Source organism: Succinivibrio dextrinosolvens (assembly GCF_900116345.1).
Taxonomy (GTDB): domain Bacteria; phylum Pseudomonadota; class Gammaproteobacteria; order Enterobacterales; family Succinivibrionaceae; genus Succinivibrio; species Succinivibrio dextrinosolvens_B.
The window spans coordinates 46,276-58,705 of sequence record NZ_FPAH01000011.1 but is presented as its reverse complement, the minus strand read 5'-3'; the positions used below and the strand labels follow the sequence as shown (position 1 = coordinate 58,705).

10 protein-coding genes are annotated in these 12,430 nt (G+C 41.0%); 4 read left to right on the top strand and 6 right to left on the bottom strand.

The window, feature by feature from the left end:
- Positions 1–111: 111 nt before the first annotated feature.
- The 5 genes from BM308_RS05325 to BM308_RS05305 all read right to left on the bottom strand — a co-directional run bounded on the left by BM308_RS05325 (position 112) and on the right by BM308_RS05305 (position 6,730).
- Positions 112–468: a DUF805 domain-containing protein gene (locus tag BM308_RS05325; RefSeq protein WP_074841774.1), complete on the bottom strand. Its 357-nt coding sequence runs from the start codon at positions 466–468 to the stop codon at positions 112–114.
- A 288-nt stretch (positions 469–756) separates the two neighbouring features.
- Complete coding sequence (locus tag BM308_RS05320) at positions 757–2,157, bottom strand: GntP family permease (RefSeq protein ID WP_074943466.1); 1,401 nt, start codon at positions 2,155–2,157, stop codon at positions 757–759.
- 38 nt (positions 2,158–2,195) lie between these two features.
- Positions 2,196–3,194, bottom strand: coding sequence for a 4-hydroxythreonine-4-phosphate dehydrogenase PdxA (pdxA, locus tag BM308_RS05315; RefSeq protein ID WP_074943464.1), 999 nt, complete (start codon positions 3,192–3,194; stop codon positions 2,196–2,198).
- Between the two features lie 24 nt (positions 3,195–3,218).
- Positions 3,219–4,523: a four-carbon acid sugar kinase family protein gene (locus BM308_RS05310; RefSeq protein WP_074943462.1), complete on the bottom strand. Its 1,305-nt coding sequence runs from the start codon at positions 4,521–4,523 to the stop codon at positions 3,219–3,221.
- A 614-nt stretch (positions 4,524–5,137) separates the two neighbouring features.
- Positions 5,138–6,730 (bottom strand): FAD-dependent oxidoreductase, encoded by a 1,593-nt coding sequence (locus BM308_RS05305; RefSeq protein WP_074943460.1) that lies wholly within the window; start codon positions 6,728–6,730, stop codon positions 5,138–5,140.
- Between the two features lie 85 nt (positions 6,731–6,815).
- Here BM308_RS05305 and BM308_RS05300 point away from each other — a divergent pair, with 85 nt between their 5' ends.
- Positions 6,816–7,112, top strand: a complete 297-nt coding sequence (locus tag BM308_RS05300; protein WP_074943510.1) for an ArsR/SmtB family transcription factor — start codon at positions 6,816–6,818, stop codon at positions 7,110–7,112.
- A 51-nt stretch (positions 7,113–7,163) separates the two neighbouring features.
- On the opposite strand, the gene metK is transcribed toward BM308_RS05300, so the two are convergent.
- Positions 7,164–8,309, bottom strand: coding sequence for a methionine adenosyltransferase (metK, locus tag BM308_RS05295; RefSeq protein WP_074943458.1), 1,146 nt, complete (start codon positions 8,307–8,309; stop codon positions 7,164–7,166).
- Positions 8,310–8,736: 427 nt separating this feature from the next.
- Between metK and fsa the strand changes: the two genes are divergently transcribed.
- The 3 genes from fsa (at position 8,737) to BM308_RS05280 (ending at position 12,402) form a co-directional block, all read left to right on the top strand.
- Positions 8,737–9,387: a fructose-6-phosphate aldolase gene (gene fsa / locus BM308_RS05290; protein ID WP_031491420.1), complete on the top strand. Its 651-nt coding sequence runs from the start codon at positions 8,737–8,739 to the stop codon at positions 9,385–9,387.
- A gap of 240 nt (positions 9,388–9,627) precedes the next feature.
- Positions 9,628–11,628: a transketolase gene (gene tkt, locus BM308_RS05285; RefSeq protein ID WP_074943456.1), complete on the top strand. Its 2,001-nt coding sequence runs from the start codon at positions 9,628–9,630 to the stop codon at positions 11,626–11,628.
- Between the two features lie 186 nt (positions 11,629–11,814).
- Positions 11,815–12,402 carry an HD domain-containing protein gene (locus BM308_RS05280; protein WP_074943455.1) on the top strand — a complete coding sequence of 196 codons (588 nt, stop codon included), beginning with the start codon at positions 11,815–11,817 and terminating at the stop codon, positions 12,400–12,402.
- Positions 12,403–12,430 lie beyond the last annotated feature (28 nt).

The window sequence follows — 12,430 nt, the reverse complement described above, 5'->3', positions numbered from 1 at the left end:
ACAGCAAGTATTTGTTGACTTCAGAGACTAGTACCTGAGCAGTTTGAATCTGTGTAAAGTTCAGCTGGTACACTTTTCTGTATTTGTTCTATAAATGCGCACCAGCTGTTGCTATGTAGTAATCTCTTTAGATCCTGGAAAACACAGATAGATACAGTATCCCAATCCAAACAGTGGAATCAGAATAAACCAGGCATGGTAGGTGTTCTTTCCGCAGTCTCTTAATCTTCCGGTCAGAAAATAATAAGCGTAAACAAATAATACCAGAGCTGGCATAAAGCCAATTACGGTGTAAATAAGCAGCTCTTCGGGACTTACAATATTATCTATTAAATCTTGTGCTCCCCAGCTGGTTACACAGCTTATGGAGAAGATAATCAGAAAAACAATCAGACTGCATATGTAGAAGCGTCTTTTTATTATTGTTTTGTCTGTTATAGCTCTTGGTGGACAATAATGTTCCGTCATATTAAGCTCCTTAGCCTGTTTGAATTAGGAACAACAAATGTCTTGCTTTTGATGCCAAGTATACGCCGGAAAAAATTATAAAACGTATAGTAAATTGACCGTTGAAGTACACAGAATTAACCAAAAATGCATCCAATAAAACATGATTTTTATGCTGAACGCCTACTGTAACTGGAGCTAATATCCTAATTCACAGGGGAACACTGCTAAAATGAAAAGAGCTCCCTTTTTTTAGAGAGCTCTTTACTAAGGTGTTAAACAGATTTTATTGTCTATTTTTATTCCTGCTTACATGAAGACTGACAGAATCAGAACTTCAACACAGCCGATAGCCCAGGCAATGGTGGTTGGAGCGGTCCAGACCTTCAGCTGATCCTTTACCTGACTGATACCCAGCAGTCTGTTTACAACCCAGAAGAATGAGTCGTTGAAGTAGCTGGCGAATAATGAGCCTACGCAGCAGGCGATTGCGCCTAACATTGGGTTAGCACCGGCTGCAATTACGATTGGAGCGGTAATACCTGCTGCAGTAATCATTGCTACAGTACCAGAACCCTGAATGAAGCGAACACAGGTTGCAATAATCATTGGCAGTAGAACTACTGGAATGCTTGCTGCTGCAAAGCCCTGAGCAATATAGGTACCAAGTCCTGAGTCCTTGATAATCTGACCTAAGGCACCACCGGCTCCGGTAACCAGAAGGATGATTCCTGCAGAGGCCATGCCTTTTTCCATCTCTTTTACGGCAGTTTCCTTATCAACTGTTGGAATCAGGGTTGCGATAGCAACCAGTAAGCCTATGCCTACAGCGATAATTGGCTGACCTAGGAAGATGATGATATTAAAGATACCTTCCTTTAATCCCAGTGCTGAAAGAATGGTATTCATCAGAATCAGGAGAATTGGCAGTACCAGAGGAGTAAATGCCATGAATGCACTTGGCAGATTTGAGTCATCCTCATTTAAGGCTGCATCTGGATTGTAGTCGCCGACAATCTTCTCCAAAAAGCCCTTGTCATTTGGAACCAGATCAAAGTGCTTGTTCAGGTAGGTCTTTGCATAGAACAGTACACCTAGAACCATTGGGATGGATAGAACCAGGTTAATCAGAATGAAGGTACCGACATCAATGGAAAAGATACCAGCTACACCAAGAGGACCTGGAGTAGGTGGCACCATGGTATGGGTGATAACCAGACCTGCTGCTAAAGCTGCACCTAGAGCTACAACTGATTTATTTACAACTTTTGCTATGGCTTTGGCGATAGGTGAGAGGATCACGAAACCGGAGTCACAGAAAATTGGAATTGATACGAAGAAGCCGGTGATTGCCATTGCCTCTTCTTCCTTCTTTTTACCGAACAGCTTGATAAAGGTATAGGCCATACGTTTTGCTGCACCGGACATTTCAAAGATCTGTCCTAAAATTACACCAAAACCGATGATGATACCGATTCCTCCTAAAGTTCCTCCGAAACCTGAGGTAATGGATTTGATGATGCCGATTGTATTTCCGTCAGCTAGTTTTGTTGCGTTAACAGGCATTCCTCCAACAACGCCTATGATTACAGTTGCAATAATCAGAGCTACAAAGCTGTGAACCTTGGTTTTGAGTACCAGGAAGAATAGAACTGCAAGTCCGATAAACAGACCTAACAGCATCTGGCCTCCGTTTAGTCCTTCAATCATAATTAACTCCTTTGTGTTTGTTTGTGTTTAGTGGTGTTTTACCTGTTATAGTTTGGTCCGTATTCAGCGGCCAGTTTAACGGCCTCTACCATACTTACCTCGCTAACAATATTCTTTCCTGCAATATCAAATGCCGTACCGTGATCTACAGAGGTTCTTAATATAGGCATTCCTGCAGTGATGGAAATGGTTCTTTCAAAGTCCAGTGTCTTGGTGGCGATATGTCCCTGATCGTGGTACAGAGACAGAACGCTGTTGTATCTTCCCTGATGAGCCTGGTGGAAAACTGAATCTGCAGGAACAGGTCCAACCACGTTGAAGCCCTCATCCTGAAGTTCCTTACAGGCCGGTGCAATTACGTTTACTTCTTCCCAGCCAAAGAGTCCGTGTTCACCTGAATGAGGATTTAAACCTGCAACAGCCATGGTACCTTCGGTTACACCAAGTTTCTTAAGCGCATCGGTGCAGCGTTTTACATAATCCTTGATTCGATCCTTTTTGATCATGCCCAGCATTTCAAGAAGAGAGACATGTCTTGTCAGGAAGAATACTCGAAGCTTGTGAACCTGGAAGAGGGTCAGAGGATCTGGTGTCTTGGTGAGCGCACCGAAGATTTCGGTATGACCTATGAAATTGATATTGCCCGCACGCAGAGATTCCTTGTTGATAGGAGGTGTTGCCACTGCAAGTACTTCACGGTTCATGGCAAGCTCAATTGATTTTTCGATATATTCATAAGCTGCCTTTCCGCACATGCCGTTGACTTTTCCAAAGGCAAATTTGGACATGTCTATATTATTAAGATCAATAAGGTTTAAAACTCCCTTCTGATACTTTCCTTCCTTAGGAGAGTTAACAATATTTACACTCAGATTTACTTTTGTGATTTTAATTGCCTGCTCGATGATCTGATGATCACCAATAACTATTACATCAGCAACATTCATTGCTTCATCGGATACCAGAGTCTTTACAACAATCTCTGGACCGACACCGGCCGGATCACCGATTGGTACAGCAATTAGTGGTTTTGTCATTTCCTGTTTCTCCTAAACTTTACGTTAAATTGATAATCTCTTCTTCAGGTAGTTGACGCAGTCTATGAGCGCGTCCTGATTTCCCTGACTTCCGCCTTTGGTAACGATCTGACAGCCATCAAGAGGACCTCCCTTGATATAGCCGTAGGCTGCAAGTGGAAGAACCTCATCCTCAAGAGTGATACCAGCTGCCTTCACTTTCTCACAGACAGCAACGGTAATGTCTCCACCGCAGCAGTAGAGTCCCTTGAAGGCTTTAACTCTGTCAAAGATTCGGATGGTAATCTCAGCAAAGGCATCATTGATGATTGCGGATACTTCATCTAAGGAAAGATTCATTTTCTTCATATAAGGTTTAAAATCAATTCTTTTCTTAAGATCAAGTCCATCTCCGATAACTGTTGAGATAGGGAATTTGTCGTAGTTCTCAACAATAGCTTCGACAACTCTGGTTATTTCTTTCTCACGTCGCTCGTCAGATTCTAAAAATTCCTTTGTAACCACTGTTTCGCTTACGGTTCTCTGCATAATCTTCAGTTTGTCCACCTGACTTGCAGTAGTTGGATGGACGCTTCCTACAACCACCAGCACGTGACTTTTTGCAATCTGGTTCTTTGGTTTTATAGCCTTACGGGCTAAGGCTGCAGTGAATGCTCCTGAGTCTACAGCCAGAACCTTCTGTTTACTGGTCATAACTGCGTCAGCAATCAGATCAAGATCTTCCTGTGTTACCGCATCAAAGATGATTATTCTGTTTCCTTTACTGATTTTTTCCTTGATTATGTCGGCCAGATGATGTTTGCCGTTCATCATGTCTTCAGAGTAGATATTGGTGGTTCTGTATTTGGACTGCTGCTTGATGATTGTTGAGACTTTAGCTACCTTAACAGGGCATTTAGGATCAATGGCTATATCTGTTTTGTGCAGCAGGGCTCCGTTTACCAGCAGATATCCTCCTACTACTGTTCTGCCTGAGGAGGGAAAGGTGGGAACCACAATGGCTGTGTACTGTTCTCCTAAAGAATCCAGCATTGCATCGGTTTCTGCTCCGATATTTCCTCTTAGAGTACTGTCGATTCTTTTTGAATATACCTTGGTATCTTTGCTTTTAAGTTTTTCGCAGACCTCATATATTCTGCTGTAGGCTTCTTTCTTTGGAATTGCACGGCTGTCTGTAGGATAGATAATACAGTCAATATCATCTGATTTCATATTATCTATCATTGAGGCGTTGAGAACGCTTATGGATTTGAAATCACTCTGTTTGAGCTGAACACCAGTAGCGTTTCCTCCCGTCAGATCATCCGCAATAACAACACACTGTGTCATATTGTCTCCGTTATGTTTGTTTGATGGTTATATTTAGTTATATTGACTGATTTAAATCTACTTTAAGTATATCTTAGATGTTAAGAAAAACTATTTGTAAATAAGAGTGATAAATGTGTTTTAAAAGGTGTTTATGCGCATTTTTATGATTGTTTTATATGACTGATTTAATTGTCGTGACTGAAATTAGTCAAAATGTAGATAATATACTATACAAATATTGACTAGGCTTAGCAGAATACCGGAGGTTAATTTTGTTTGAAAATATACTGATTGATTCTCAAAGCTTTTTTTGAATAACAGAAAAAGGTAGGAAAATTGAATTTTGTGATTCAGTTATAAAATATGTGTTCGTAGGCAGGATAATGCACTGAAAAATTACAAAAAAATTGCAGTGTCAAAATCGGCACTGCAATATCCAATCACAACATCAAATTCATCAGTTAGATTTTATCCAACTAGGACAACTAACAATGACGAAAGAATATCAGAATCATTTCTATAAATAAAAATGAAAGTACAAAAGTTGCTAACTGTGTAGCGATCATTTGTTAAAAAGTGTTGTGTATGTCATGGATTTTCCGAGTTTTTTTATAAAAATCCTCTAAAAAATGTCAATTCTGTGTCTTGTATAACTCTATTCCACCTCCGAAGGAATAAACATTATCAAAGCCATTCTGATTTACAATTCTTGATGCAACATAGCTGGTATATCCTGTGTTGCAGAACATTACCACTTTCCTATCCCTAGGAATCTCATCAAGACGATTTCTAATCTCGGTTACAGGTATATTTACAGCTCCTTCAATTGTCTGCTTCATAAATACAGCCTTTGGTCTTACATCAATCAGATAGCTTTCCTTAAGATCTTCTGGAAAAGCCATTTTGACTTTGCCTTCTATGATATTAAGCGCATTCATACCCAGAATGTTTACAGCATCCTTAGCAGAGTTGAATGGAGGGGCATAACACATCTCTGAGTCCAGAAGATCGTGAACTGTGCCGTTAAGTCTCATCACCGTAGCCACCACGTCAACTCTCTTTTCAACACCATCCATACCAATGGCCTGTAGACCAAGTATTCTGCCTTCCTTTGTGAAAAGCATCTTATAGAGGATCTGGTTTGCTCCTGGATAGTAACCTGCATGTGAATTAGCATAGATAAATGTCTTAAGATAAGGAATTTCAAGTTTCTTTAATCTCGTCTCGTTTGCTCCAACTGCTGCAAGAGTCAGATTGAAGATTTTGACAACTGAGGAACCCTGGGTATTCTTATAGGTTTCGTTTTTACCACAGATGTTATCTGCAATGATTCTTCCCTGACGATTCGCAGGACCAGCAAGAGGAATCAGAGCACGTGTTCCTGTTGCAAAGTCGGTAATTTCAACGTTATCTCCTGCCGCATACACATTTTCATCAGAGGTCTTTAGTGTGCTGTCGACAATAATTCCTCTTGAAACCTCAAGACCAGCATCTTTAGCAAGCTCAATCTGAGGTTTGACTCCAATTGACATGACCACGATGTCGAACGGAACAGTCCTTCCTGAGTCTAATATGACCTTGTCCTCAGAGAAGCCTTTAACCCCGTCCTTTAATATGATCTCTATACCGTTTTCTTTCAGTTTATTCTGAGCAACCTTTGCGACCTCAATGTCAACGTTAGGCATGATGTGCTCAGACAGTTCCACAATAGTGGTGCTGATACCAAGTTCTGAGAGATTCTCTGCCATCTCAACGCCGATAAAACCAGCTCCTACAACCACCGCTCTGGAGACCTGGTTGTTTCTGATGTATGCCTTAATTCTGTTGGCATCTGAGAGTGTTCTTAAGGTAAAGGTTTTATCCCTGTTCATACCCTCAAAGTCAGGAACAAAAGGGGATGCACCTGTGGCAATAACAAGTCTGTCGTAGCCAAATTCCTTATTGTCTGCTGTTTTTACGACTTTTCTGTTTCTGTCGATTGCCACCGCTTTTGTATTTAAAAGAACATTGATATTGAACCAGTTTCTGAATTTGTTTACGTCAGAAACATGCATCGTTTCTTCAGAGTTGATTACATTGCCTATGTAATAAGGGAGTCCGCAGTTGGCTATAGATATTTCATCTGATTGTTCTAAAACTGTAATTTCTGCATTCTCATCATTTCTGCGCAGTCTTGCTGCACAGCTTGCTCCTGCTGCTCCACCGCCAATAATCAATGTTTTCATGAAATCCTCCTTAAATATAACAATATTAGAATATTACAATATTGTTATATTGTCAATTCATTATATTTCTGTTAACATTCGCGCCATGAACACATTAAATATAGAAGAATATACAAAGATTTTTTCCGCCTTAGGCCACCCTATAAGACTAAATATAGCCTGCGGTCTTTACCGTAATGGCAAATGCAATGTGAATACCATGTCAGAGCGACTTAATATCGGACAGGCTCTGGTATCTCAGCATGTGAAGATTCTTAAGGAGGCAGGAATTATTGAGGGTAAGAGAGAGGGTAATATTATCTGGTATTCAATCTCTTCTGAAAACACCAGGAAACTTCTGTCCTGTGTTGATCTGAATCTTTGTGAATGCGATGAAAAATAAAAATCCTCAGACTCAATAGAATCTGAGGATCCTGTAATCAGTATCTTCTGATTATAGTGCCTGCTTTAAAGCATCCACCTTATCCAGAGCTTCCCAGCTGAATTCATCTCTTCCGAAGTGACCGTAGGTTGCTGTCTTCTGATAGATAGGACGAATCAGATCCAGATCCTTGATTAGACCGTATGGTCTTAAATCAAATACATGTGGAACGATCTCTGCAATCTTGTTGTCATCGATCTTGCCGGTACCGAAGGTGTTAACAGCAATTGATACAGGCTGAGCAACACCGATTGCGTATGAAACCTGAACCTCTGCCTTGTGAGCTAAACCTGCTGCAACAATGTTCTTGGCAACATGTCTTGCTGCGTAAGCTGCAGAACGGTCAACCTTTGATGGATCCTTTCCTGAGAAAGCACCACCACCGTGTCTTGCTGCACCGCCGTAAGTGTCAACAATAATCTTTCTTCCGGTAACACCTGCATCACCTACAGGACCGCCGATTACGAATCTGCCTGTTGGATTGATGAAGATCTTTGTTTCCTTCTTCAGATACTCTGGAGGGATAACCTTCTTGATGATTTCCTCATAAACAGCCTCGTGAACAGTTTCCTGAGAAACGTCCTCGTTGTGCTGTGTTGATAGAACGATGGTGTCAACGTAGTCAATTGAACCATCATCCTTATAGGCAATGGTAACCTGGCTCTTAGCATCAGGACGCAGCCATGAAATGGTGCCGTATTTTCTCAGCTTTGCCTGAAGCTTCATCAGCTCGTGAGCATAGGTGATAGCAGCAGGCATGAACTGTGGAGTCTCATCAGTTGCATAACCGAACATAAGGCCCTGGTCGCCTGCACCCTGATCCTCAGGAAGAGTGCGGCTAACACCCTGATTGATGTCAGGTGACTGTTTGCCTAATGCATTTAGGAAGGCACAGTAGTGACCGTCAAAACCAACTTCAGAGTTGTTATAGCCGATATCACATACAGTCTTACGGGCAACAGCTTCAAAATCAACGTTAGCTGTGGTTGTAACTTCACCTGCAACCAGAATCAGTCCGGTTTTTACTAAAGTTTCACAGGCAACGTGTGCTGATTTGTCCTGTTCTAGAATTGCATCAAGAATTGCGTCAGAGACCTGATCACAGATTTTGTCTGGATGTCCTTCTGATACTGACTCAGAGGTAAATAATCTTGACATGAATATTATTCCTTAAAATTTAACCTTACCAATATATCTTTTGATTATAGTCTATTTAATCGTAATTTCTATATTTTTTATAAAAATAAACAATTATTTTTAACAAAAATTATTCAAAAATATCAATTAACCTACTGAAATATAAATATAAAAATATCAATTAATTATGGGATTAATTTTTTTTAAACAAAGGGGATTAATATTTTTTTTAATTATTGTAAATTTTTTCAAAAAACTATATTTTCGTATCTATTTTGAGATTTCAACAATTCGCTTTAAACAATACCTTTCAAATAAAAAAATAATGAAACACATCACACATTTGAAAAATTACAAACGTTTACGAAATAAAAAAGTGTAAAATTCTTTTCTGTTTAGAGGTCATTTCTTAAACAAGAAAAAAATTAAATTAAAAAAAGGAGTTATCATGCGCTTTTTTCTAGACACAGCTCACGTAGAAGATATTCGTAAGGCTAATGATTTAGGCGTTATTTGCGGTGTTACCACCAATCCATCACTAATCGCAAAAGAAGGTTTAGATTTCAATGAGGTTATCAAGGAGATCACCTCAATTGTTGACGGCCCAATCTCAGGTGAGGTTAAGCCAACTACTCTTGATTTTGAGGGGATGATGAAGGAAGCTCGCGAAATTGCAGCTATTCACCCTAACATGGTTGTTAAGATTCCTATGACTGAGGAAGGCTTAAAGGCTTGTCATCAGTGTGCTAAGGAAGGCATCAAGACCAATGTTACTCTGATCTTCTCAGCTAACCAGGCTCTATTAGCAGCTCGTGCTGGTGCAACCTATGTTTCTCCATTCATCGGTCGTCTAGATGATATTTCTGAGGATGGTCTTGATTTAATCAGAACTATTTCAGAGATGTTTGCAATTAACGACATCAAGGCTCAGATTATCTGTGCTTCAGTTCGTAACCCAATCCACGTAATGCAGTGTGCATTAGCTGGTGCTGATATCGCTACTGTTCCATACAGCGTAATCCAGACCATGATTAAGCACCCTCTGACCGATCAGGGTATCGCTAAGTTCCAGGCTGACTACAAGAAAGTATTCGGTTAATATTCTTTCTGATGCCGGATTTTTATCCGGCATTGGTTTATATGGAACACTAAATTAACATATCTAATCGTTTTGATGGTTTGTTCTGTTCAATAAATTAACTAATTCCTCTTTAAATTCAAAATGTTTTGACTTGACGTATAAACCAAGTAAACTAAACAGACGGTTAGATCCAGCAGTGCATAACTATGCCGCTTAACAATAAACAATACAAATAGAAATCTTGTCCAAGGAGTTTGTATGGCAGATTACAGAGAGCTTGCCAATGCAGTTCGTGCATTGAGCATGGATGGCGTTCAGAAAGCTAAGTCAGGTCACCCAGGTGCACCTATGGGTATGGCTGATATGGCTGAAGCTTTATGGCGTGGATTCCTAAATCACAATCCTAAGAATCCTAAATTCGTAAACCGTGACCGTTTTGTTTTATCTAATGGTCATGCTTCAATGCTTATCTATTCTTTACTTCACCTAACCGGTTATGATCTATCAATTGAAGATCTGAAGAATTTCCGTCAGTTAGGTTCAAAAACTCCTGGTCACCCAGAATATGGCGAGGTTCCTGGTGTTGAGACCACAACCGGTCCTCTAGGTATGGGTATCGGCAATGCTGTTGGTATGGCAATGGCAGAGCGTATGCTTGCAAATGAGTTCAACCGTGATGGTTTAAACATTGTTGACCACTTCACCTATGTATTTATGGGTGATGGCTGCTTAATGGAAGGAATTTCTCACGAAGCTTGTTCATTAGCAGGTACCTTAGGTTTAGGCAAGCTGATTGCTCTATACGATTCAAACGGTATTTCTATTGACGGTTCTGTTAAGGGCTGGTTTGCAGATGACACCAAGAAGAGATTTGAGGGTTACGGCTGGCAGGTAATTGAAGTTGCCAACGGTAACGACGGTGCCCAGGTTCGTGTAGCTATTGAGCAGGCTAAGGCTGATACCAAGCGTCCATCTCTGATTATCTGTCCTACTACTATTGGTTTTGGTTCTCCTAAGAAGGCTGGTACTTCAGCTTCTCACGGTGCACCTTTAGGTGATGAAGAAATCGCTGCAACCAAGGCTGCTTTAGGCTGGAAGTATGGTCCATTCGAGATTCCACAGGATATCTACAAAGAGTGGGATGCAACTGAGAAAGGTGCAAAACTAGAGTCAGAGTGGAATTCTCTATTTGCTAAGTACAAGGCTCAGTTCCCAGAGTTAGCTTCAGAGTTTGAGCGTCGTATGTCAGGCAAGCTACCAGTTGACTTCGCTGCTAAGGCTAAGGACTGGGTTCAGTCACTTCAGAAGGCTGAGGATCCAAAGGTTGCAACCCGTAAGGCAGGTCAGTTAGCTCTGAACTTCTTCGGTTCAGTTCTTCCTGAGCTTGTTGGTGGTTCAGCTGACTTAGCTCCATCAAATCTGACTATCAACCAGTCATCAAAATCAGTACAGCCTCATGAGCTGAACGGTAACTACATCCACTGGGGTGTTCGTGAGTTCGCTATGTGCGCAGCTATGAACGGTATGCAGCTGCACGGCGGCTTCCGTCCATACGGCGGTACCTTCCTGATCTTCTCTGACTACGCTAAGAATGCATTACGTATGTCTGCTCTGATGAAGATTCCTACACTGTTCGTATTTACCCACGATTCTATCGGTGTTGGTGAAGATGGTCCTACCCATGAGCCAATCGAGCAGATCGCAACTCTACGTTTAATTCCTAACTTCGACGAGTGGCGTCCATGTGATATGGTTGAAACCGGTGCTGCATGGTCTAAGATGATCGAGCGTCAGGATGGCCCAAGTGCAATCATTCTGTCACGTCAGACTCTAGAGCAGATGCCACGTTCTTCAGAGCAGGTTGACAACATTGCCCGCGGTGGTTACGTATTAAAGGATTGCGATGGTACTCCTGATGTAATTCTGATGGCTACCGGTTCAGAAGTTGCTCTTGCTTACCACGCAGCTGAGAAGCTGGCAGCTGAGGGCAAGAAGGCTCGTGTTGTTTCAATGCCAAGCACTGACGTATTTGACCGTCAGTCAGAGGAATACAAAGAGTCTGTATTACCTAAGTCAGTACGTGCTCGTGTCGCTGTTGAAGCTGCAATCTCAACCACCTGGTTCAAGTATGTTGGTCTTGACGGAACAACAGTATGTCTTGACCACTATGGTGCTTCTGCTCCTGCAGGTCAGCTGTTTGAGAAGTATGGCTTCACTGTTGACAACGTTGTTGCAGCAGCAAAGAAGGTAATCAAATAGTAAGAATTTGAACATTTAGTTCAATAAGTTTCTCGGATCCTTTTCTTGCTCCTTTGGAATTGGTCCGAGAAATCCCTAAGAATCCATCCAATTTTACTAACGGATGGATTTTTTGTTTTTTGCTAATACAATAGTTCTCGCTGTATTTGTCTTTTGACTTAAAACCATAATGTGGAGAAATGGATAATGAATGAAAGACTAAAAAAGCAGATGGAATTTGCTTTAGAGATAGACAAGGAAAAGAATATATTCCGTCAGACTCATTTATCAGGAAACGGCCGTAGAGAGAACGATGCCGAACATGCCTGGCACATGGCTATCATGGCTTATCTTTTAAAGGAACATGCCAATGAGAAGGTTGATATTTCAAGAGTTCTGATGATGTGTCTTATTCACGATATTGTGGAGATTGATGCAGGTGATACCTATGCATATGACTCTAAGAGCAAGGAATCCCAGAAGGCTCGTGAGGATGCTGCTAAGGAACGTATTTTCTCCATGCTTCCTGATGATCAGAAAAAGGAGCTGATTGCTCTATTCGATGAGTTTGAGGCAGGAAAGACTCCGGAGGCTAAGTTTGCCAAGGCAATGGATAATCTTCAGCCTTTGATGCTAAATAACAGTAATAATGGTGCAGACTGGAGAGAGCATAAGGTGAAGGCCGATCTTGTATACGGTAGACACAATAAAACCCGTGAAGGTTCAGAAATTCTCTTTGAGCTTACCGATCGTATCCTTAAAGACAATATAAAAAAGGGAAATATCTCAGAATAGAGGTTATTTCCCTAAGTTTGTCTATTGA

What these genes read in the sequence shown, in the direction of transcription:
- pdxA (WP_074943464.1), bottom strand. Translation starts at nt 3,194, where the DNA reads ATGACAAAACCACTAATTGCTGTACCAATCGGTGATCCGGCCGGTGTC.
- BM308_RS05325 (WP_074841774.1), bottom strand. Translation starts at nt 468, where the DNA reads ATGACGGAACATTATTGTCCACCAAGAGCTATAACAGACAAAACAATA.
- fsa (WP_031491420.1), top strand. Translation starts at nt 8,737, where the DNA reads ATGCGCTTTTTTCTAGACACAGCTCACGTAGAAGATATTCGTAAGGCT.
- BM308_RS05280 (WP_074943455.1), top strand. Translation starts at nt 11,815, where the DNA reads ATGAATGAAAGACTAAAAAAGCAGATGGAATTTGCTTTAGAGATAGAC.
- BM308_RS05305 (WP_074943460.1), bottom strand. Translation starts at nt 6,730, where the DNA reads ATGAAAACATTGATTATTGGCGGTGGAGCAGCAGGAGCAAGCTGTGCA.
- BM308_RS05300 (WP_074943510.1), top strand. Translation starts at nt 6,816, where the DNA reads ATGAACACATTAAATATAGAAGAATATACAAAGATTTTTTCCGCCTTA.
- metK (WP_074943458.1), bottom strand. Translation starts at nt 8,309, where the DNA reads ATGTCAAGATTATTTACCTCTGAGTCAGTATCAGAAGGACATCCAGAC.
- BM308_RS05310 (WP_074943462.1), bottom strand. Translation starts at nt 4,523, where the DNA reads ATGACACAGTGTGTTGTTATTGCGGATGATCTGACGGGAGGAAACGCT.
- tkt (WP_074943456.1), top strand. Translation starts at nt 9,628, where the DNA reads ATGGCAGATTACAGAGAGCTTGCCAATGCAGTTCGTGCATTGAGCATG.
- BM308_RS05320 (WP_074943466.1), bottom strand. Translation starts at nt 2,157, where the DNA reads ATGATTGAAGGACTAAACGGAGGCCAGATGCTGTTAGGTCTGTTTATC.